This is a genomic window from Klebsiella sp. BIGb0149 (assembly GCF_004362605.1).
Taxonomy (GTDB): domain Bacteria; phylum Pseudomonadota; class Gammaproteobacteria; order Enterobacterales; family Enterobacteriaceae; genus Klebsiella; species Klebsiella terrigena.
Genome location: NZ_SNYG01000003.1, coordinates 376,491 through 396,008, shown reverse-complemented (window position 1 = coordinate 396,008; position 19,518 = coordinate 376,491). Strand labels below are relative to the sequence as shown.

Genomic DNA, 19,518 nt, shown 5'->3' with positions numbered 1-19,518 from the left:
TCCGCCTTGTTATTACGCTTTTTTGCCGGCGGCCTGGGTCAGGGCATTGACCACAATCCCCGGCGTCAGCACCTGAGGCAGGACCTTCGGCGGCCCGCCGTCGGCCGGATAAACCACGTACAGCGGCAGTCCGCCCTGGCCGAACTGGTTGAGCGCATCGTCGACGTCCGGATTAAATTTCGTCGAGTCCGCCACCATATAGAGGGTATCGGTTTTTACCAGCGCCTCTTTCACCGCCTGGGTGGAGAGCGACGTTTTCTCATTCACCTGGCAGGTAATACACCAGGAGGCGGTAAAGTTCACAAAGATAGCCTTACCGTGACCGCGCTGGGCGGCGACGGTTTGCGGCGTCCAGCGCTGGGACGACACCTCCGCCGTTTGCCCGGCATCCGGCGAGGAGGCGGCGGGTTTAACCAGCCCCGGCAGCGGCGCAATGACCGCCACAACCAGCGCGGCGGTAACCGCAAACAGGGCCCGGTGCCCCTTGCCCTGGAAGGCGCGACGCTGCGCAATGCCGTACAGCCAGGCGGCGAAGCTGAGCACCACCGAGGCGGCAAGCAGGGCGGCCAGCGCCGCGCTACCGGCCTGCTGCGCCAGAACCCACACCAGCCAGGCCCAGGCGCCAAACATCGGAAAGGCGAGCGCGCGTTTCAGGATATCCATCCACGGGCCGGGGCGCGGCAGTATTTTGGCCAGCGCCGGAAAGAGCGACACCAGGGTAAAGGGCGCGGCGAAGCCGAACGCCAGCGCGAGGAAGATGGTTAACGACACCGCCGGCGGCTGAACCAGCGCGTAGCCAATCGCGCTGGCCATAAAGGGCGCGGCGCAGGGGGTGGCGACGACGATCGCCAGCGCGCCGGTGAGCGCCGAGCGAATAAACGCGCCGCGGCCGATATCCAGCCCGCCGACGCGCTGCGCCGTCAGCCCGACCTCAAAGACGCCAAGCAGATTGAGCGCCGCGCCGAGGATCGTCAGGGAGAGCAGCGCGATCACCAGCGGCGACTGCAGCTGGAAGCCCCAGCCGACGGCGGTGCCGCCGGCGCGAATCGCCAGCAGAATGCCCGCCAGCGCCATCATGGTGATAACGACGCCGAGCAAAAACGCCAGGCCTTCACGGCGGGCGCTGGCGGCGTTATCAGAGTGACGCAGCAGCCCCAGCGCCTTCAGGGAGATCACCGGAAAAACGCAGGGCATAAAGTTGAGAATGATGCCGCCAATAAAGGCGGCCAGCATCGCGGTTAACATCGCTGGCCTCTTTACTTAATGGGTTTGCGGATGAGAGGCATCGTACTGCTTAACGGCAGCGAGCGTCTTCTCGATATGTGCATCCGGGTTTCTATCAGTGTAACTCAGCAGGATGTTGCCATCCGGCGCAATCACGTACGAAGTGCGATCGGAGAGCGTTTTACCTTTCATCTCCATCAGCGTCTGGTACTGGGCGGCGACCTTAGCGCCCGGGTCCGCCGCGACGGCGAACTTATCCCGGCACTCCAGCTTAGAGAAGTCGCTGACCTGGTCGGTATTACCCGCGGTTACGCCAACCACGGTGGCCCCCATTTTAGTGAAGCTGTCGGTGGCTTCAGCAAAGTCATGGGCTTCAATGGTGCAGCCGGCGCTAAAGGCCGCCGGGAAGAAATAGAGCACCACCGGCCCTTTTTGCAGCGCCTGCTGCAGGGAGAAGGTCATCGGCTTGCCGGCAAGCGCGCCCTGCAGCTTAAAATCCGGGGCTTTCGCGCCCACGGGCAGCGCCGCGCTGGCGCTGAACGCTGTGGCGGAGAGGCCGAGGGCGGCGGTTACGGTCAGGGTACGGATGAGGTTTTTGATGCGTGTCATTATCTGCTCCTGCGATTTGGGGGAGTGCCGGTTTGGCCAAACTCATTCATCTCAGCTATTCAATTCGCCGCAGCGCAGGGAAAAGTTGCGCGCAGGTGAAAAAAAAAGTGCGCCCGGCTCATCGCGCATGCACGGGGCCGAGGAGGTGAAGAGAAAGCGCCTGCGAAACGGGTTCCGCAGGCGGCAGAGGTTAATTTCCCCAGCGGCTCTGCAGATAGTTGACGGCCTGCCGGGTCTGGGGCTGGTTGAGATTGTTTTCGCGGAACAGAATGGTGCCCTGAATTTCGGGGATCGCATCGTTGAGGTCGAGCTGCTTTTTCAGCTCCGGTACGCCGCCGTTAACCATCCAGTCGGGTTCATTTTTTGACGGTTCGCCGACTTTGTAGAGCGCCACGCCGATATAGAGCCGGGTATGGGTTGGCTTGACGACCTCCGCCCACCATTTCGCGAGTACGTCGTAGCGGGCGGCGTCGCGCGCAAACGGCCAGTAGAGCTGAGGCGCGATATAGTCGAGCAGCCCCTGTTGTACCCAGCGGCGGGTATCGGCGTAGGACTCATCGTAGGCCGCCGCGCCGCGGGTGTCTGAGCCGGCGGGATCGTGGGAAAGATTGCGCCACACGCCGGCCGGGCTGACGCCAAACTCTACGCTGGGGTTAATCTGCTTGATGGTGCGCGACACCTGCTCAATCAGCTGCTGGGTATTGTGCCGGCGCCAGTCCGCCTTGCTGGCAAACCCCTGACCATACTGCCGAAAGGTTTGACTATCGTTAAGGGCCGAGCCCGCCGTTTCGGTATAGAAATAGTCGTCAAACTGCACCCCGTCGACCGGGTAGTGCTCGACGACTTCGGCGACGATACGGGTTATCCAGTCGCGAGCCTCCGGAATACCCGGGTCGAGGACAAAGCGGTCGCTGGCGGTGCGGATCCAGTCGCGGTGCAGGACAAAGACGCTGGCCGGGCTTTGCGACTGCGTGCGGTTGAGCTCGGCGACGGTTTTCGGCCGGGTGTTCACCGACACGCGATAGGGGTTAAACCAGGCGTGAACCCGCATCCCGCGCTTATGCGCTTCATCGAGCATAAACTGCAGCGGATCGTAGCCCGGATCTTCGCCAATGGCGCCGGTCAGCATATCTGACCAGGGCAAAATCTTTGACGGCCACAGCGCGGTGCCGTCGGGTTTGACCTGAAAGAACACGGTGTTAATCCCGAGGCGCTGCAGATTATCGAGCTTGGCAATCAGCGCCACCTTCTGCTGGCTAATCCGGCTCTCCGGACTGCTGGCAATGATCGATCCCACCGGCGGCCAGTCGAGGCGCGAGACCGTCGTCAACCAGACGCCGCGTACCGGCTCGTGCGTTTTCGGCAGCGCCGCCTGCTTAACCGCCGGCGGCAGCGGCGTCACCAGCGAACGGGGCGGCTGGCTGCTGCAGCTGGCGAGGATAAAGGCGGTCGCCACCGCCGCGGCGGATGCGGCCAGGGTAGCGATAAAAAAGCGACGGGAGCGGATAATCATAGACGTGGGCTTATTCTGTTGGTCGCGTAAAAGAAGCATTTTCGTATTATGCGTTGTTAAGTCAATTCTTTATGGAGGGAATTATCCGGGCCAGCGTCGGCCTTTCGCTTTTTGGGTCGGCGTTAAATTGGCTGCGGTTTGGGCATGCGTAATCTATTTTTTGCATTACGTAGTGAAACCGCGGGGCGAAACGATCGCTCTTGCTATCTTGTTCACAATATTGCAACAAAATTTTTCACGCCCATGATCGTTTTCGCACTTTTGCACCAGCCCGGTGCGCAACGCCTGCAAAGAACAACTATGTTTAGCTCGCGGGTCGGAACGGATGCCGCAGTCCTCAATTCGCCACGTGATGGCAACCTATCTCCTGACTTGTCCTGAAATGCACGTTGGTCGGTGGCGGTGACCGCGGCTGTTACGCGTTGCTCTCATCTATTAGTAAGCGATCTGTCATGTCATTTCTTCCTGGCGGGGTTTTTGCTTCTTCCACCTTTAGCCGCTGCGGCTGGTTAACGGCCTTCGGCAAACAAAACGGTAAGTGATATTTTCCGCGTCATTTAATGGCGCCAGGTTATAAATCGCTGAGGAATATCTGAATGTCTCTGAAACTTAAAAAGTTGACTCTTCATTTTGCGATTGCAGGTTGTATGAGCGTGGCATTTTACGCACAGGCGGATGTGAAGATTGGCGTTGCCGGGCCGTTCACCGGACCCAATGCCTCCTATGGCGCCCAGTACTGGAAAGGGGCGTCGCAGGCGGTAGCAGACATTAACGCGGCGGGAGGAATTAAGGGTGAAAAAATTGTGCTGGTGCAGGGGGATGATGCCTGCGAACCGAAGCAGGCGGTAGCGGTAGCCAACCGCCTGGTTGATGAGTCGGGGGTTTCCGCGGTTGTCGGACACTTCTGCTCATCGTCGACGATGCCGGCATCCGAAGTGTACGACGAGGCGGGGATCCTGACGATTACGCCGGGGTCAACTAATCCGCTGATCACCGAGCGCGGAATGAAGGATATGTTCCGCATGTGCGGGCGCGACGATCAGCAGGGGGCGATTGCCGCGGACTACATGCTGGACGTGCTGAAGGCGAAGAAAATTGCCGTCATTCACGATAAGGATACCTACGGTCAGGGGCTCGCCGACGCCACCCGCGCGGCGCTGGCCAAACGCGGCACCAAAGAGGTGCTGTACGAAGGGCTGTCTCGCGGTGAGAAGGACTTCAACGCCCTGGTGACCAAAATTGGCGCGCTGAAGCCTGACGTGGTCTATTTCGGCGGCTGTCATCCGGAGGCCGGTCCGCTGGTGCGGCAGATGCGGGAGCAGGGGCTGCAGGCGAAATTCTTCTCCGGCGACTGCATCGTGACCGAAGAGCTGGTAACCACCGCCGGCGGCCCGCAGTTCACCAACGGCGTGCTGATGACGTTTGGTAAGGATCCGCGCACCATTCCTGAGGGCAAAACGGTGATTGAGAAGTTCCGCGCCAGCGGCTTCGAACCGGAAGGCTATACCCTGTACGCCTACGCGTCTATCCAGGCTATCGCCGCGGCCTATAACGCGGTGGGCGCCGACAATACCAAGGCCAGCGAGTGGCTAAAAAGCCATAGCGTTGACACGGTGATGGGCAAAAAGGCCTGGGACGGTAAAGGCGACCTGAAGGTGTCGGATTATGTGGTCTACGCCTGGGATGATAAGGGCAAGTATCACCAGCTGTAGCCGTTTGCTGAACTCTTTGTCCCTATAAAAAAGGGCGTCGTACTACTGAAGGCAGCGCACGGCGGGAGCCTGCCGGTCGCTGCCTGCTTACTGGCAGGATGGTTTCTATGGAAGCATTTTTTCTGCAACAACTGATTAATGGGCTGACGCTGGGAGCCGTTTACGGATTAATTGCCATCGGCTACACCATGGTTTACGGCATTATTGGGATGATTAACTTCGCCCACGGCGAAGTCTATATGGTCTCCGCCTACCTTTGCGCCATCGGCCTGGCGCTGCTCTCCTGGTTTGGCATTCACTCCTTTCCGCTGCTGATCTTCGGCACCCTGGTGTTCACCATCGTGGTGACCGGCGTCTACGGCTGGACTATCGAGCGTATCGCCTATCGGCCGCTGCGCAATTCAACCCGCCTGGCGCCGCTCATCTCGGCAATCGGCATGTCGCTTATCCTGCAGAACTATGTGCAAATCAGCCAGGGGCCGAACCAGCAGGGGATCCCGACCCTGCTGACGGGGGTGCTGCGCTTCGAGGTTGGCGACGGCGTGGTGCAAATTACGTGGACCAAAATATTTATTCTCGTCGCCGCGCTGGTGGGGATGATGATCCTCTCGTGGGTCATTAATCATACCCGGCTGGGGCGGGTATGCCGGGCGACGCAGCAGGATCGGCGCATGGCTGCAATCCTCGGCATTAATACCGACCGGGTTATCTCGCTGGTCTTTATGATCGGCGCCGCGATGGCCGGGCTGGCCGGGGTGCTGGTGACGATGAATTACGGCACCTTCGATTTTTATATCGGCTTCATTATTGGCATTAAGGCCTTTACCGCCGCGGTGCTGGGCGGGATTGGCTCCCTGCCGGGTGCGATGCTCGGCGGCCTGCTGCTGGGGGTGGCTGAGGCCCAGTTTGCCGGGATGGTGAACTCTGATTACAAAGACGTGTTTTCCTTCGCTCTGCTGGTGGCAATTTTGATTTTTCGCCCTCAGGGGCTGCTGGGTCGTCCGATGGTCGCAAAGGTTTAAGGGGTAAAACATGGGTGAAGTATCGCGCAGGCAAGGGCTGGATATTAAAAAAAGCCTGATTGATAGCGTGCTGGCTGGGCTGTGTGCGCTGATAGTGTTTGGACCGATCGTCGGCATTGTGCTGAAAGGCTACAGTTTTGAACTCTCTACCCGGCGGGTGGCGGTCATCGTCGCGGTGGTGATGGCGGGGAGGCTGCTGCTGAGCCTGCTGCTGCAAAGCCGCAGCGGACGCAAATTTATCGCCCGTTTTGAAGGGGCCGATGACGGCGTGTACGTTCGTCCGGTCGGCTACCGCTCGCGGCTGCGCTGGGTTGTGCCGCTGCTGCTGCTGGCGGCGCTCATCTTTCCGGCTATCGCCACCAAGTATCTGCTGACGGTGGCCATTCTCGGGCTGATTTACGTGCTGCTCGGGCTCGGGCTGAATATCGTGGTGGGGCTCGCCGGGCTGCTTGATTTGGGCTACGTGGCGTTCTATGCCATTGGCGCCTATGGCCTGGCGCTGGGCTATCAGTATCTGGGGCTCGGGTTCTGGGCGATGCTGCCGCTGGGGGCTGTCATGGCGGCGCTGGCGGGGGCGCTGCTCGGCTTTCCGGTACTGCGCATGCACGGGGACTATCTGGCGATCGTCACCCTCGGATTCGGCGAAATTATTCGCCTGGTGCTGAACAACTGGGTCAGCTTTACCGGCGGGCCGAACGGCATTTCCGTGCCGGCGCCGACGCTGTTCGGGCTGGAGTTCGGGCGCCGGGCGAAGGACGGCGGGGTGCCAATCCATGAGTTTCTCCACCTTAGCTACAACCCCAACCTCAAGTTTATCTTTATCTATGGCGTGCTGTGCCTGGTGGTGGTGCTGGTGCTGTTTATCAAACATCGCCTAACGCGGATGCCTATCGGCCGCGCGTGGGAAGCGCTGCGCGAGGACGAAATTGCCTGCCGCGCGATGGGGCTCAACCACGTGCTGGTGAAGCTTTCGGCCTTTATGCTCGGCGCGTCGACCGCCGGTATTGCCGGGGTCTTTTTCGCCACCTACCAGGGGTTTGTTAACCCGACGTCTTTCACCTTTTTTGAATCCGCGCTGATTCTGGCGATTGTGGTTCTGGGCGGCATGGGGTCGACGCTGGGGGTGGTGCTGGCGGCCTTTGTGCTGACCGTTGCACCCGAGCTGCTGCGCGGCTTCGATGAGTATCGGGTCCTGCTGTTTGGCGTGCTGATGGTACTGATGATGATCTGGCGGCCGCGCGGGCTGGTGCGCACCAGCCGCATGGGGGTTACCGTGCGCAAGGGAGTGGCACCATGAGCGACAGCATTCTGCGGGTAGAGCATCTGATGATGCATTTTGGCGGTATCAAGGCGCTTAACGACGTCAATCTCGACGTGGAAAGGGGATCGATAACCGCGCTGATCGGCCCGAACGGCGCGGGGAAAACTACGGTATTCAACTGCCTGACCGGGTTTTATCGCGCCACGGGCGGGGCGATTGTGCTCAACGCCCGCGCGGCGATGACCGACGTGATTCAGGTCCTCGGGCAAAAAATACGTCCCGATGATTTTCTGCACCCGGCGCGTCTGGGGTCGAGGATCTACTACAAGATGTTCGGTGGCACGCATCTGGTGAACCGGGCCGGGCTGGCGCGGACCTTCCAGAATATCCGCCTGTTTCGCGAGATGTCGGTTATCGAAAATCTGCTGGTGGCCCAGCATATGCAGGTAAACCGTAATCTGCTGGCCGGCATCCTCAACACCCGCGGCTATCGTCGGGCCGAAAATCAGGCCCTCGACCGCGCCTTCTACTGGCTGGAGGTGGTGGACCTGGTGGACTGCGCCAACCGGCTGGCCGGCACGCTCTCCTACGGCCAGCAGCGGCGGCTGGAGATTGCCCGCGCCATGTGCACCGGCCCGGAGATGATCTGCCTGGATGAGCCCGCTGCGGGGCTGAACCCTGCGGAGACGCACGCCCTGAGCCGTATTATCCGCTTCCTGCGCCAGCATCACGGCATCACCGTGTTGCTGATCGAGCATGATATGGGGATGGTGATGGAGATCTCCGATCATATTATCGTCCTCGACCGCGGGGACGTGATCGCCCGCGGCGCCCCGCAGGAGATCCAGTCGAATATCAGCGTTATCGCCGCTTATCTGGGCGCGGATGAAGAGGAGATTGCGGTATGAGTCAGCCAATGCTTGAGTTTCGCCAGGTGGACGTCTTTTACGGTCAGATTCAGGCGCTGAACCAGGTCTCGCTGACGGTCAATGAGGGCGAGACGGTGGCGCTGATCGGCGCCAACGGCGCCGGTAAATCCACGCTGCTGATGTCCATTTTTGGTCAGCCGCGCATCGCCGAAGGGCAGATCCTCTATCGCGGGGAGGATATCAGCCGCAAATCCACCCATTTTATCGCCGGCAACGGCATCGCGCAGGCGCCGGAGGGGCGGCGGATTTTTGCGGATATGACGGTCGAAGAGAACCTGCTGATGGGGACCATCCCGATTGGCAGCCGCTATCAGGAAGAGGATAAGCGCCGCATGTATCAGCTGTTTCCCCGCCTTGAAGAGCGGCGAACGCAGCGGGCGATGACGCTTTCCGGCGGCGAGCAGCAGATGCTGGCGATTGCCCGGGCGCTGATGAGCCGGCCGAAGCTGCTGCTGCTCGACGAGCCGAGCCTCGGCCTGGCGCCGCTGGTGGTGAAGCAAATCTTTCAGATCCTGCGCGAGCTGACGGCGCAGGGAATGACGCTCTTTCTGGTGGAGCAAAACGCCCACCACGCGCTGAAGCTCTCTGACCGGGCGTACGTGATGGTCAACGGCCAGATCCGACTCAGCGGTACCGGGAGGGAGCTGCTCGACAATCCGGAGGTGAGGAACGCCTATCTGGGGATGGTTTGACCGGTGACGCTGTCACGGATCCGCGGCGGCTATTGATTGATAGCGGTAATAATTACCCCTTTTAGCTATTCAAATCAAAGAATAGCGGCCGCGCTGCGGCTATGTTGAAGATTGCGCCTGAAGAATCGGTTCAGGCTTATGACTCGTTTGTTGTACAGGGGGAACTTTACAGGATGGCCACTCAACCGCTAACGCTTTCTTTCGCCGGGCAACAGCCTATTCCCCTGGAGACGGTCTCCGGGACGCTGGGCCGCGTGGGGATTGATATCCGCGCGCTCAATCAGTCGGAGCTCTGCAGCTTCGACCCAGGTTTTACCAATACCGCCGGCTGCCGGTCGGCTATCTCCTATATTGATACTGACAACAGCACGCTGCTGCACCGCGGCTACCCGGTAGAGCAGCTGGCGCGGGAGTGCGAGTTCCTCGAGGTGGCGTATATCATGCTGCGGGGCGAGGCGCCGGATGAAGCCAGCTATCAGGCTTTCCGCAATACCATTACCCGCCACACGCTGGTGCATGAACAGATGTCGCGGATGTGCAGCGGCTTTCGTCGCGACTCCCATCCGATGGCCCTGATGTGCGCGATGGTCGGGGCGCTGGCGGCGTTCTACCATGACGTGCTGGACGTAGAAAACCCTGAACACCGCGCCCTGGCGGCCACGCGACTGCTGTCAAAAATGCCGACGCTGGCGGCCATGAGCTATAAGTACGCCATCGAGCAGCCCGCACCCTATCCGCGCAACGATCTCTCCTATGCGGGGAACTTCCTGCATATGCTGTTTGCGGTGCCGGCGGAGAAATACGTGGTCAATCCGGTCATTGAGGAAGCGATGAACCAGATTCTGGTGCTGCATGCCGATCACGGCCAGTGCGCCTCCACTACCACGGTGCGGGCCGCCGGCTCCTCGGGGGCGAACCTGTTTGCCTGCGTGGCGGCGGGACTGGCCTCCCTGTGGGGGCCGATGCACGGCGGGGCCAACGAAGCCAGCATGCGGATGCTGGAAGAGATTGAAACCGTGGATCAGGTGCCCCTGTTCCTGAGTAAGGCGAAGCGCGACCCGCAGGCCTTCCGTCGCCTCGGCTTCGGTAACTCGCGCTACCGTCACCTGGACCCGCGCGCCGCGATCCTGCGCGATACCTGTCACCGGGTGCTTGCGGAGCTGGGAATGTCGGATCGGCTGCTGCAGGTGGCGATGGCCCTTGAAGAGGTGGCGTTGACCGACCCCTATTTTGTTGAAAATGGCCTGTCGCCCAGCGTCGACTTCTATACGGCGGTGATCCTGAAGGCGATGAAGCTACCTTCATCAATGTTTGTGGTGGTGACCGCCGTTGGCCGCACGCTGGGCTGGGTGGCCCACTGGAATGAGATGCACGAAGCGCCGCTGAATATCTATCGCCCGCGGCAGATCTACACCGGCGAAGCCCCGCGAGATTACGTCTCCCGCCGCGAGGCATAATCCCACGCCGCCTCCTGAGCGGGGCGGCGTCCGTTAAATATTACGATCGCTCATCCGCTGCGGCCAGGCGCTCGGTCAGCCAGGGCAGAATTTCCTTTTTTCTGCTGGTCATGCCCGGGAGGGACACCTGCTGGCTGGGGATAAGGCTGTTGGGCGTGAAGTAGAGGACGGAGTGGGGATGGGTAATGTCGGTTAGCATCAGCACAACCATCTCCAGCCCCAGATCGAGTCTGGCGCGCTCCATCTCCTGCTTCAGCCCGGGTAAATGCGGGCTGATATCCGCCATATCGCGCACCTCAATCTGCGCGAGCAGCAGAGAGACGCCGTGGATCCGGTAATTTTTTGCATCGCGATGAAGCAGCTGCGCGGCGGACTGGCCCGCCAGAGAGGTCTTCGCCGCCAGCAGCCCGGCGACGAAGGCGTCGTAATCCACGCCGGCAATGTCGCGCAAAATCGCCGCCGCCTCGCGGTCCCGCGCCGTGGTGGTGGGGCCGCTAAGGGCAACCGTATCGCTGAGTATGGCTCCCAGCAGCAGGGTGGCCTGGGCCGCGCTGAGCGGCATCGGGCTCTCCGTGGTCAGGATGGTGAGAATAACCGTCGCGCAGCAACCTACCGCGCGGATCCAAACGTCCGGCGGATTTTTGGTCACCAGGGTTCCCACGCGATGGTGGTCGATAATACCGATCACATCGCTGTCGGGGAGCGTTAGCGGACCTTGCTCAACGTCGGTGAAGTCAACCAGCCACACCTTTTTATCGGTCAGATCGTCGTGGAGTAAATCCGGCGGCGCGACTCCCGCTGACTGCAGGATATAGCGCGTTTCCGGGGTTAATTCTCCCAGGCGGAAAGGGCGCGCCGGCCTGGCGGTATAGTTGAGCCAGTCGGCGACAACCAGCGCGCTGCAGATCGTGTCGCTATCGGGATTGCGATGACCAAAGACGTGAATAATCGAAGGTACGGAAAAAGCGGTTTGATTGTGCATAGCAGCTCCTGACATACGTCCCGTGGGGAACAGAAATGATTGTATATCAGGCGTCATCATCCGGTTCGACAGCCCCGGCGGTTGGGAAAGGTGGAACACCATCACCTTGTCGGCAAACCTTATCCGAGGCGCAAAGAGAAATCAATCACCGGCGATGATGAATCGGAAGCGATCCAGCACGCCGATCCGCGCTTTTTAGGCGAAATAGCCGGACTGCGGCTCTGCACGACGGGCGCAAATAACGCTATATTTTGGGGGCGCTAAGCGTAATTAGCATCGCCGGCTGCCGCTGCGTGATGGCCGGACTTCGCGCTTCAGGCCGGGTAGCCGGTGAAATTCAGCCCTTCAATATTATCGCTTCAGGGAGATACGACATGAGCGCCGCCAAACCCCTACGTTTCGCGATTAACCTCGGCAACGCCGTTCTGGCAAAAACCCTTGCCGACGGGCAGCCGGGTGGGATTACGCCGGAGATTGCCGGGCGTATTGCGGCAGAGCTGGGCGCGACGCCGCAGTTTGTCACCTATCCGGCGGCGGGCAAGGTGGTGGACGATGCGCAAAATGATATCTGGGATATTGCCTTTCTGGCGATCGATCCTGCGCGCGAAGAGACGCTGCGCTTCACCCAGCCCTATATCACTATTCAGGGGACCGTGCTGGTCAAGGCGCAGAGCCCGTGGCAGAGCGTTGCTGAAATGGACAAGGAGGGCGTGGTGATTAACGTCGGCAAGGGCGCGGCTTACGATCTGCACCTGACGCGGCAGCTGCGCTTCGCCACGCTTAACCGTCTGGCCTCGTCGCAGGCGGCCATCGATGCGTTTATCAGCGGCGAAGGCGATATGGCCGCGGGCATCCGCCAGCCGCTCGAGCGCGCCGCCGCCGGGGACCCAGGCTTTCGCGTGCTGGCCGACAGTTTCGTTCAGATAAACCAGGCGATTTGCGTTCCTCGAAGCAGGGACGGGTCCTATCAACGGCTGGTCGCTCTGCTGACGCAATGGCAGCAGGACGGCTCGGTGCAGCGGATGATTGACCGCCATCTGGCCGAGCAGTAGGCCCGAATGGCTCTGTGGCATCGAGAATGCCGCGCAAAGCGGCCGCCTGCAGCGTATTATGCTCGCAACCACATGAGTATAAAGAGGTTCAGGTCATGACTACCCCCGTTTTACGCCAGGCGACGCTCGCCGATGCCAGCCGCTGCTACGCGATTGAAATCACCTCTTATGAGGGCGATGAAGCCGCGACGTTAGAAAAAATCACGACCCGCATCGCGCGATATCCGCAGGGCTTCCTGTGCATGGAGATCGCGGGTGAAATCGTTGGCTTCATCAACGCAGGCTGTGCCTGGGAGGTGGTGATGTCCGATGAGGAGTTTAAGGAGCTGGCCGGGCACGATGCCGCAGCGCCCAACGTGGTGATTATGTCGGTGGTAGTGCACCCCGATTTCCAGGGTAAGGGCTATTCGTCTCTGCTGATGCGCGAATTTCTGTCGCAGATGCGGTCGATGAATAAGAAGACCGTTCATCTGATGTGCAAGGACCGTCACGTCGATCTCTACGCCCACTTCGGTTTTCAGTACATCAAGCCGTCGGCCTCCGATCATGGCGGCATGGCGTGGCATGAAATGATGCTTACGCTTTAATCTTCATTGCCCCCCGGCGGTTAACATTGCGGCTGATGCGCAGAGAGAAGGGCGTGCGCCGTTGAATTATAGGGTAGAATCGTCCGACGGGGCGTAAGCCTGCGCCGGGTAAAAGAGGCCGGTTTACGCGTCGGGCGTTCAGTCAATCAATATCAACCCATGAGGAAAGACGTAATGACCAATGAAATACCGCTGAAGTTTTATGACATCGTGGATGAGTATGCGACTGAATCAGCTAAACCGGTCAGCGAGTCCGAACGCGATTCGCTTGCCGCCTATTTCCAGGCGCTGATTACTCGCCTGATGGCTAACGAAGAGATCGGCGAAGACGCGCAGAAAGAGCTGGCCGCCGAGGCCGGGGTAGCGGAGTCGCGGATCGATGATATTGCGGAATTTCTCAATCAATGGGGCAACGAGTAGCCGCTCTCTGTGATGTCTGTAATGTCTAGCGCGGGAGCGACTGCGGGATGCGGTTTATTACGCCTTAAGACGAGTATCAAAGCGGAAGGGGATCCTTTTTACGCTTGCCAGCAGATCGAAAACGGCAGGGTGTTGAGGATTGAATAGATAGTTATACTCCACCGGCGACAGGGCGCTCGGTACGCGTAATGCCGCTGATGCCGCGCTCGCGGCCCACTCGTCACCGTAGCGCGCCAGCCGGGCTGGCGCATCCTCGCGGGCCCAGTCCGCGGGAAGTGAGTGCGGATCGACGGTCAGCACCTGGTCGTCCGGTACGTCAATGCTCAGCAGCGTGAAATCATCCAGCAGCTGCGGAGCATTGATGTGCACCAGCGTTTCCAGCATGGTCAGGGAGGCGGCTTCCGACAAATAGACCATCGCCGTGCCAACGCTGTTCCAGCGGCCGCCGGCCTCTTTCGCCCCAAAACCAGACCAGGCGGTCGTCAGAAAGCGGGTTTTAGTCAGGCGGTAGAGGATCACGAATAAACCCCGTGCTCCACGCGCGTGATCAGGCGCATCACCTCCAGCGCGCCGGTTTCAGAAGAGACCACCTCGGCCGGCGTTTTCCAGCCGAGCGCGCGGTTGGGTTCATTCATCCACTTCTGCGCCGCCTCTTTATCGCCTTCGAACAGCTCCACCGCCCGCTCGATAACGCGAAGAATGCGCACCAGGCGCTCGCTTTGGTCGGCGGAAAAGCGCGATTTAATGCTGCGGTTAAAGGTGGTATTCGCAATACCTGACATTTTGCGCAGTTCGGCAGGGGTGATCTCCGCCCACGCGGAAATTTGCCGGGCGACGGAACCTTCCAGCCCGTGGCTAATTTTACCCATCAGCGCAATGCCGTCCTCGGCGTCGAGGCCGATGGCGTGCCAGGGGCTGAGATTTTTTTCTGCGCTCTCGGTCGGGGAATAGACTTTCATGGCAAACCTCCCATTTGGTACAAAAATTATACCATATGGAATGCGTTCGGCCAGCGTTGACGCCCAACATTTCGCGCCCAGGATCGTCAACAACTCTCAGGGAAGAGGGAACAGGCCACCCGCGGTGGCCTTAATCGGCCTATGCGCCAAACGCGCCGTCGATGGTGTGCATGGCGCCGGTGACGAAGGAAGCCTCAGGGCCTGCCAGCCAGGCAACCATGCCCGCCACTTCTTCAGGACGGCCGTGCCGTTTAATGGCCATAAAGCTGTGCATCAGCTCCTTCATCGGGCCATCCTCCGGGTTAGCGTCGGTGTCGATAGGGCCGGGCTGAACGACGTTGACCGTAATCCCGCGCGGGCCAAAATCACGCGCTAAGCCGCGCGCCAGCCCCTGCAGCGCTGATTTGCTGACGGCATAGGATGCCATTCCTGCGATGGGCATGCGATCGCCATTCACCGAGCCGATAACAATAATGCGTCCGCCATCCGGCATTTTACGCGCCGCTTCGACAGCCGCATGGTAGGGGGTGTGAATGTTGATGCGGAACAGACGATCGACGGCATCGCTGTCCTGCTCCAGCGCATCGCCGAAGAGGACGATACCCGCGTTGACGACCAGCAGATCCAGCGGGCCGCTGTCGCGCACCAGCTTGATCACCGCCTCGCGGTCGGCGCTGTCCGCCTGCACCGCGATGCTGCCGGTTTCTGCCGCCAGGGTAGCCGCCGCCTCCGCCGATCCGGCGTAGCTAAAGACAACCGAGGCGCCGTCTGCGGCAAAGCGCCGCACGATAGCCGCGCCGATGCCGCGGCTTCCGCCTAAAACCAGTACCGATTTCTGCTGTGATGCTGCCATAATTCGTTCCTCATGATATTGTAGTGAGGATTACAATATGCTTCGGCAAATCACGCTGTCAAGGAGTAATATAGTGAGTGCTACAAAACAGGTTCGCACCCCGGGGCGCCCCCGCCAGTTCGATCCGCTGCAGGCCGTTGAGGTCGCGCAACGGCTTTTTCACTCCCGGGGCTACGACGCGGTCAGCGTGGCCGACCTGACAAAGGCGTTCGGCATCAATCCTCCCAGCTTCTACGCCGCGTTTGGCAGCAAGCTCGGGCTGTATAACCGCGTGCTGGATCGCTATAGCCGCATCGGGGCGATTCCCTTTGCGGAGCTTCTGCGCGATGACCGTCCGGTGGCGCAGTGTCTGATGGCCGTGCTGCACGAGGCGGCAAGGCGCTACGTTGCCGACCCGACGGCCGCCGGATGCCTGGTGCTGGAGGGGATCCACTGTAACGACCGGCCTGCGCGCGAGGCCGCGAGCGAGCTGCATACCGCCGCGGAGGATAATATTCGGGCCTATATCGCCCGGCGCTATCCGCAGGACGCCGTGCGGCTGACCGACTTTGTCAGTACCCTGATGGTCGGCCTTTCGGCAAAAGCGCGGGCGGGGGATAGTCCGGAGCGGCTTGAGGAAACCGTACGCCTGGCGGGTCTGGCGCTGGAACAGCTGCTGCCTCGCTGAGGCCAGACCCTGGCGAGAGAAATAAGGAACTAGATGGTCTGCCCGCCCGAGACCTCGATACGCTGTGCGGTCACCCAGCGGTTATCGTCCCGCAGCAGGCTGGCGATCATCGGCCCGATATCGTCGGGGACGCCGACCCGTCCGAGTGCGGTCATCGCGGCAAATTGGGCGTTGACTTCGTCGTTGTCGCGCACCAGCCCGCCGCCGAAATCGGTTTCAATGGCGCCAGGCGCGACGGTATTGACGGTAATCCCGCGCCCGCCCAGCTCGCGCGCCATGTACACGCTCAGCATTTCCACCGCCGCTTTTGCCGCGGCGTAGGCGGAAAATCCTGGATATGACACCCGGGTCAGCCCGGATGAAAAATTGACGATCCGCCCGCCGTCGGCCAGCAGCGGCAAAAGCGCCTGAACCAGGAAAAAGACGCCTTTGACGTGCACGTTGAACAGCCCGTCAAACTGCGCTTCGCTGGTATCGGTCACCGCGGCATACTCTCCGTGACCGGCGTTGTTAATCAGGCGATCGAAGGTGTCGCGTCCCCAGACCTCCGCAAGCTGCGCGCGCAGCGCGTCGGCAAAGGCCGGGAAGCTCGCCGTCTGCGCCATATCCAGCCGAAGCGCGACCGCCTTACGGCCGAGAGCGCGGATCTCCGCCACAACCGCGTTGGCCTGTTCCGCGTTCCCTCTGTAGGCGACGATAACGTCACCTCCCTGTTGCGCAATGGCGAGCGCGACGTTGCGGCCAAGTCCGCGGTTGGCGCCGGTGATGAGTGCGATTTTAGTCATGATATGTCCTCTCTGTTTGGTGGTGCCCCTACAATAGAATCTGCCCGCCGGTGCAACTTGCCCGATCCTTGCTATTTTTTGCTCATTTCTCTTTTTGGCGTTCACTCCACTGCGATTTACCGCATAATGGCGTTTAAAAACTTGCCTGAAAGGATGTTATGCGCACCGCTCTGTTCGATCTCTGCCGCCGTTATGCCGACGCTCATGCCGACCGTAGCGGGCTTGCCGTTACGCCGGTTCCGGGGCTGACGATTATCCGGGCCTTACGTCCCGCCGAACTACAGGCGGCCATTAACCGGCCCCTGATTGCGATGCTGCTGCAGGGGCGTAAACGCGTGACCACCGGCAGCAGGAGCTTTGAGTATGGGCCGGGCGAGGCCATGGTTATTGCCGCCGATGTCCCGACGACCAGCCAGATTACCCAGGCCAGCCTGCGCCATCCCTACTATTCCCTGGTGCTGGAACTGGACACCGCGATCCTGCGCGAGCTTCAGGACGCTGCGCCGACAGAGCAGGGGGAAACGCCCCGCGTCGGGATTGAGCCGATCGGTGCCGAGGTTACGGATGCCGCCTATCGGCTGGTCAGGCTGTTTGAACAGCGGGAGGCGATGAGCGTTCTGGGAGAAGGATTACGACGCGAACTGCATTACTGGCTGCTGCGCAGCGTACACGGAGCCGCCATTCGCGCTCTCGGCGCGGCGGATAGCTATTCCGGACGAATTAGCCGCGCGGTCGCGATTTTGCGTAAAGATTTTATGCGCCAGATAAGCGTTGAAGAGCTCGCCGACGCGGCGGGCATGAGCATTTCCGCGTTCCATCAGCACTTTCGGGCGATCACCACGACGTCGCCTCTCCAGTTTCAGAAGCAGCTGCGGCTGATTCACGCCCGTCGCCTGATGCTGGCCGACGGGACGGGCATCGCCCAGGCGGCGTATGCGGTTGGCTACGCCAGCATTCCGCAGTTCACGCGTGAATATGCCCGTATGTTTGGCACGCCCCCGGGGCGTGATATGCGGGCTGCGAAGGAGGTTTGATTGCTCAACGCGACCGGGGGGCGGGCAGCCCCAGGCCTGTGATGCCTTTGGCTTTCGGCTGAAACGTACGATTTATCAGCGGTTGTGACTTCGTTTGCTCGCGGGGGCGGGCATTTTTCATGCGTTGAATTATCATTACCTCAGGCGTACCGGTATTAAAAAATCACTTTCCGCTCAGACCCTTTACTGGAATTTCTTAATGAAAAGACCTCCGGCATACCATCGCCCTCTGCTGCTGGCGTTTTTCCTGCTGGTTATGAGTCTGGGCACCGCGCTGTGCTATCTGCAGATGCAACACTCCCTGGATAAGGATATCCATTCCCGCCTGAAGCAGGCCATCAGCAGCCTCGACGTCACGCTCGGTCACGCCGAGCTGGCGGCCGAACGCGCCAGAGGATATCTGGGCGAAAGCTGCGGTGAGGAAGTCCTGACGGGCCTGCGCACCATTGTGGCCACCATTCCGGACGTCAGAACGGTGAGCATGGCAAAAGGGGATGAAATCTACTGCACCTCCGTTTTTGGCGGTAAGACATTTGGCCTCAATCAGGCCGCCTATCCGGACGGTTCGCTGATTCTGATGGGCGGCAATCAAATCACGCCTGCCAAATCGCTGATTGTCTACACCCTGCAGGACCGAAGCGGCAATAGCGCGCTTATCGGTATTGACGGCTACTATCTGTATAACGTCCTGCGGGTGCTGGACGGCGACTCGCACCTGTATTTGCAGGTGGGGGAGCGCTACCTGGACCGCAACGGCCAGGTCAGCAGCGCGGCGCAAATTGCCATCCCGGTGGCGCTCGACTCCGGGCAGTTCCGCTACAGCGTTATTGCCGACCGCGGCGGCCTCGCCGGTCTCTCCACGTTTATCCACTATGAGCAGAACCTGTTTATTGCCATTCTCGTGGTATCGATGCTCCTGACCTGGCTATTCAGAAGCTATCTGGGCTACCGCGGCACGCTAGAGTTTATGCTCCGCAAGGCGATACAGCATAAACAGCTGAAGCCCTACATCCAGCCGATTGTGGCGGGGGAGCAGGGGCGGATTGTCGGCGGGGAGGTGCTTGTGCGCTGGGAGCACCCAAAGCTTGGCTTTATTCCTCCGGACAAATTCATCTCGGTGGCCGAGCAAACCGGCCTGATTAAAGGCGTGACGGCCATCTGCTTCAACGAGGTGATCCGCCAGCTGCGTGAACATCAGGCGCGGCTGCCGGAAGGGCTGTATATCTGCTTTAACGCCTGCGCCGTCAACTTCCAGGATGATGACATCGTGGCGCTATGTACGCGCTTTCAGTCGCAGCTCAAGGGCGCGGACGTGCGGGTGGTGCTCGAGATTACAGAACGTGAATCGATTGAAAACACGCTGCAAACCGACGCGGTGACCGGCAAGCTCCGCCAGCTCGGGGTGCAGTTTTCCCTCGATGATTTTGGTACCGGCTACGCGAACTACAGCTACCTGCAGCAGTTTCAGCCGGAGTTCATTAAGGTGGACAAGGTCTTCACGTCCAACGTCGGGACGAACGAGGCCTCGGCGCTGGTGGTTAAAAACATGGTGAGCCTGGCGCGGAAGTTTAATTGCCGCATCATTGCGGAAGGAGTCGAGGATAATAATCAGCTGCAGGTTCTGCGGACGCTGGGGATAGAGATATTTCAGGGGTACTACTTTTCCCGACCCGTGCCGGTAAACGACTATATCCGCGCATTAGGCGCTGCAGCGAAAGCCGGGGCCTAAGATAAGCAGCACATGAATTTTATGCCGCCCG

20 protein-coding genes and 1 riboswitch are annotated in these 19,518 nt (G+C 60.3%); of the genes, 12 read left to right on the top strand and 8 right to left on the bottom strand.

What is annotated here, in order from left to right; all coding sequences use genetic code 11:
* Positions 1–12: 12 nt before the first annotated feature.
* The 3 genes from EDF75_RS13690 to EDF75_RS13680 all read right to left on the bottom strand — a co-directional run bounded on the left by EDF75_RS13690 (position 13) and on the right by EDF75_RS13680 (position 3,346).
* On the bottom strand, positions 13–1,245 hold the full coding sequence (locus tag EDF75_RS13690; protein WP_133599801.1) for a protein-disulfide reductase DsbD family protein: 1,233 nt from the start codon (positions 1,243–1,245) through the stop codon (positions 13–15).
* A gap of 15 nt (positions 1,246–1,260) precedes the next feature.
* Positions 1,261–1,833 (bottom strand): peroxiredoxin, encoded by a 573-nt coding sequence (locus tag EDF75_RS13685; protein WP_041145490.1) that lies wholly within the window; start codon positions 1,831–1,833, stop codon positions 1,261–1,263.
* Between the two features lie 190 nt (positions 1,834–2,023).
* Complete coding sequence (locus tag EDF75_RS13680; RefSeq protein ID WP_133599800.1) at positions 2,024–3,346, bottom strand: glycoside hydrolase family 10-like protein; 1,323 nt, start codon at positions 3,344–3,346, stop codon at positions 2,024–2,026.
* A 653-nt stretch (positions 3,347–3,999) separates the two neighbouring features.
* Between EDF75_RS13680 and EDF75_RS13675 the strand changes: the two genes are divergently transcribed.
* From EDF75_RS13675 to EDF75_RS13650, 6 genes are all read left to right on the top strand, one after another.
* Entirely contained in the window at positions 4,000–5,058 is a 1,059-nt protein-coding gene (locus tag EDF75_RS13675) for a branched-chain amino acid ABC transporter substrate-binding protein (protein WP_181955413.1), read from the top strand.
* Between the two features lie 107 nt (positions 5,059–5,165).
* A complete protein-coding gene (locus EDF75_RS13670; RefSeq protein WP_133599798.1) occupies positions 5,166–6,080 on the top strand; it encodes an ABC transporter permease subunit in 915 nt (304 codons plus the stop codon).
* Between the two features lie 10 nt (positions 6,081–6,090).
* Entirely contained in the window at positions 6,091–7,377 is a 1,287-nt protein-coding gene (gene livM / locus EDF75_RS13665; RefSeq protein WP_133599797.1) for a high-affinity branched-chain amino acid ABC transporter permease LivM, read from the top strand.
* Positions 7,374–8,249, top strand: coding sequence for an ABC transporter ATP-binding protein (locus EDF75_RS13660; RefSeq protein ID WP_133599796.1), 876 nt, complete (start codon positions 7,374–7,376; stop codon positions 8,247–8,249). The genes livM and EDF75_RS13660 overlap by 4 nt, the downstream gene beginning before the upstream one ends.
* Positions 8,246–8,962 carry an ABC transporter ATP-binding protein gene (locus tag EDF75_RS13655; protein ID WP_041145495.1) on the top strand — a complete coding sequence of 239 codons (717 nt, stop codon included), beginning with the start codon at positions 8,246–8,248 and terminating at the stop codon, positions 8,960–8,962. Before EDF75_RS13660 ends, EDF75_RS13655 begins: the two co-directional genes overlap by 4 nt.
* Positions 8,963–9,135: 173 nt before the next feature.
* Positions 9,136–10,419, top strand: a complete 1,284-nt coding sequence (locus EDF75_RS13650; RefSeq protein WP_133599795.1) for a citrate synthase — start codon at positions 9,136–9,138, stop codon at positions 10,417–10,419.
* A gap of 40 nt (positions 10,420–10,459) precedes the next feature.
* Here the strand turns inward: EDF75_RS13650 and EDF75_RS13645 are convergent, their stop codons facing one another.
* Positions 10,460–11,401: a DHH family phosphoesterase gene (locus EDF75_RS13645; RefSeq protein WP_243733539.1), complete on the bottom strand. Its 942-nt coding sequence runs from the start codon at positions 11,399–11,401 to the stop codon at positions 10,460–10,462.
* A 40-nt stretch (positions 11,402–11,441) separates the two neighbouring features.
* Positions 11,442–11,516, bottom strand: a riboswitch (Fluoride riboswitch).
* Positions 11,517–11,775: 259 nt separating this feature from the next.
* On the opposite strand from EDF75_RS13645, the gene EDF75_RS13640 reads away from it, so the two are divergent.
* The 3 genes from EDF75_RS13640 (at position 11,776) to EDF75_RS13630 (ending at position 13,460) form a co-directional block, all read left to right on the top strand.
* Entirely contained in the window at positions 11,776–12,453 is a 678-nt protein-coding gene (locus tag EDF75_RS13640) for a transporter substrate-binding domain-containing protein (RefSeq protein ID WP_133599793.1), read from the top strand.
* Positions 12,454–12,548: 95 nt separating this feature from the next.
* Positions 12,549–13,040, top strand: coding sequence for a GNAT family N-acetyltransferase (locus EDF75_RS13635; RefSeq protein ID WP_133599792.1), 492 nt, complete (start codon positions 12,549–12,551; stop codon positions 13,038–13,040).
* Positions 13,041–13,214: 174 nt separating this feature from the next.
* The gene (locus EDF75_RS13630; RefSeq protein ID WP_133599791.1) at positions 13,215–13,460 is read left to right on the top strand and encodes a DUF2543 family protein; all 246 of its coding nucleotides are present in this window, start codon (positions 13,215–13,217) and stop codon (positions 13,458–13,460) included.
* Positions 13,461–13,517: 57 nt separating this feature from the next.
* Here EDF75_RS13630 and EDF75_RS13625 read toward each other — a convergent pair whose 3' ends face one another.
* From EDF75_RS13625 to bdcA, 3 genes are all read right to left on the bottom strand, one after another.
* Positions 13,518–13,979 (bottom strand): RES family NAD+ phosphorylase, encoded by a 462-nt coding sequence (locus EDF75_RS13625; RefSeq protein ID WP_133599790.1) that lies wholly within the window; start codon positions 13,977–13,979, stop codon positions 13,518–13,520.
* Positions 13,976–14,419, bottom strand: coding sequence for a type II RES/Xre toxin-antitoxin system antitoxin (gene parS, locus EDF75_RS13620; protein WP_045855354.1), 444 nt, complete (start codon positions 14,417–14,419; stop codon positions 13,976–13,978). The genes EDF75_RS13625 and parS overlap by 4 nt, the downstream gene beginning before the upstream one ends.
* Before the next feature lie 139 nt (positions 14,420–14,558).
* Complete coding sequence (gene bdcA / locus EDF75_RS13615; RefSeq protein WP_133599789.1) at positions 14,559–15,272, bottom strand: SDR family oxidoreductase; 714 nt, start codon at positions 15,270–15,272, stop codon at positions 14,559–14,561.
* Positions 15,273–15,345: 73 nt separating this feature from the next.
* On the opposite strand from bdcA, the gene EDF75_RS13610 reads away from it, so the two are divergent.
* Positions 15,346–15,939 carry a TetR/AcrR family transcriptional regulator gene (locus EDF75_RS13610; protein ID WP_243733538.1) on the top strand — a complete coding sequence of 198 codons (594 nt, stop codon included), beginning with the start codon at positions 15,346–15,348 and terminating at the stop codon, positions 15,937–15,939.
* Between the two features lie 29 nt (positions 15,940–15,968).
* Here the strand turns inward: EDF75_RS13610 and EDF75_RS13605 are convergent, their stop codons facing one another.
* Complete coding sequence (locus EDF75_RS13605; RefSeq protein WP_133599787.1) at positions 15,969–16,724, bottom strand: SDR family NAD(P)-dependent oxidoreductase; 756 nt, start codon at positions 16,722–16,724, stop codon at positions 15,969–15,971.
* A gap of 158 nt (positions 16,725–16,882) precedes the next feature.
* Here EDF75_RS13605 and EDF75_RS13600 point away from each other — a divergent pair, with 158 nt between their 5' ends.
* Both EDF75_RS13600 and EDF75_RS13595 read left to right on the top strand, forming a co-directional pair.
* Positions 16,883–17,758 carry an AraC family transcriptional regulator gene (locus tag EDF75_RS13600; RefSeq protein ID WP_133599786.1) on the top strand — a complete coding sequence of 292 codons (876 nt, stop codon included), beginning with the start codon at positions 16,883–16,885 and terminating at the stop codon, positions 17,756–17,758.
* 199 nt (positions 17,759–17,957) lie between these two features.
* Positions 17,958–19,487, top strand: a complete 1,530-nt coding sequence (locus tag EDF75_RS13595) for an EAL domain-containing protein (protein WP_133599785.1) — start codon at positions 17,958–17,960, stop codon at positions 19,485–19,487.
* The last annotated feature ends 31 nt before the right edge of the window (positions 19,488–19,518 follow it).

Coding starts and splice junctions, on each gene's coding strand:
- EDF75_RS13690 (WP_133599801.1), bottom strand. CDS start 1,245: ATGTTAACCGCGATGCTGGCCGCCTTTATTGGCGGCATCATTCTCAAC.
- EDF75_RS13685 (WP_041145490.1), bottom strand. CDS start 1,833: ATGACACGCATCAAAAACCTCATCCGTACCCTGACCGTAACCGCCGCC.
- EDF75_RS13680 (WP_133599800.1), bottom strand. CDS start 3,346: ATGATTATCCGCTCCCGTCGCTTTTTTATCGCTACCCTGGCCGCATCC.
- EDF75_RS13670 (WP_133599798.1), top strand. CDS start 5,166: ATGGAAGCATTTTTTCTGCAACAACTGATTAATGGGCTGACGCTGGGA.
- livM (WP_133599797.1), top strand. CDS start 6,091: ATGGGTGAAGTATCGCGCAGGCAAGGGCTGGATATTAAAAAAAGCCTG.
- EDF75_RS13660 (WP_133599796.1), top strand. CDS start 7,374: ATGAGCGACAGCATTCTGCGGGTAGAGCATCTGATGATGCATTTTGGC.
- EDF75_RS13655 (WP_041145495.1), top strand. CDS start 8,246: ATGAGTCAGCCAATGCTTGAGTTTCGCCAGGTGGACGTCTTTTACGGT.
- EDF75_RS13650 (WP_133599795.1), top strand. CDS start 9,136: ATGGCCACTCAACCGCTAACGCTTTCTTTCGCCGGGCAACAGCCTATT.
- EDF75_RS13645 (WP_243733539.1), bottom strand. CDS start 11,401: ATGCACAATCAAACCGCTTTTTCCGTACCTTCGATTATTCACGTCTTT.
- EDF75_RS13640 (WP_133599793.1), top strand. CDS start 11,776: ATGAGCGCCGCCAAACCCCTACGTTTCGCGATTAACCTCGGCAACGCC.
- EDF75_RS13635 (WP_133599792.1), top strand. CDS start 12,549: ATGACTACCCCCGTTTTACGCCAGGCGACGCTCGCCGATGCCAGCCGC.
- EDF75_RS13630 (WP_133599791.1), top strand. CDS start 13,215: ATGACCAATGAAATACCGCTGAAGTTTTATGACATCGTGGATGAGTAT.
- parS (WP_045855354.1), bottom strand. CDS start 14,419: ATGAAAGTCTATTCCCCGACCGAGAGCGCAGAAAAAAATCTCAGCCCC.
- bdcA (WP_133599789.1), bottom strand. CDS start 15,272: ATGGCAGCATCACAGCAGAAATCGGTACTGGTTTTAGGCGGAAGCCGC.
- EDF75_RS13605 (WP_133599787.1), bottom strand. CDS start 16,724: ATGACTAAAATCGCACTCATCACCGGCGCCAACCGCGGACTTGGCCGC.
- EDF75_RS13600 (WP_133599786.1), top strand. CDS start 16,883: ATGCGCACCGCTCTGTTCGATCTCTGCCGCCGTTATGCCGACGCTCAT.
- EDF75_RS13595 (WP_133599785.1), top strand. CDS start 17,958: ATGAAAAGACCTCCGGCATACCATCGCCCTCTGCTGCTGGCGTTTTTC.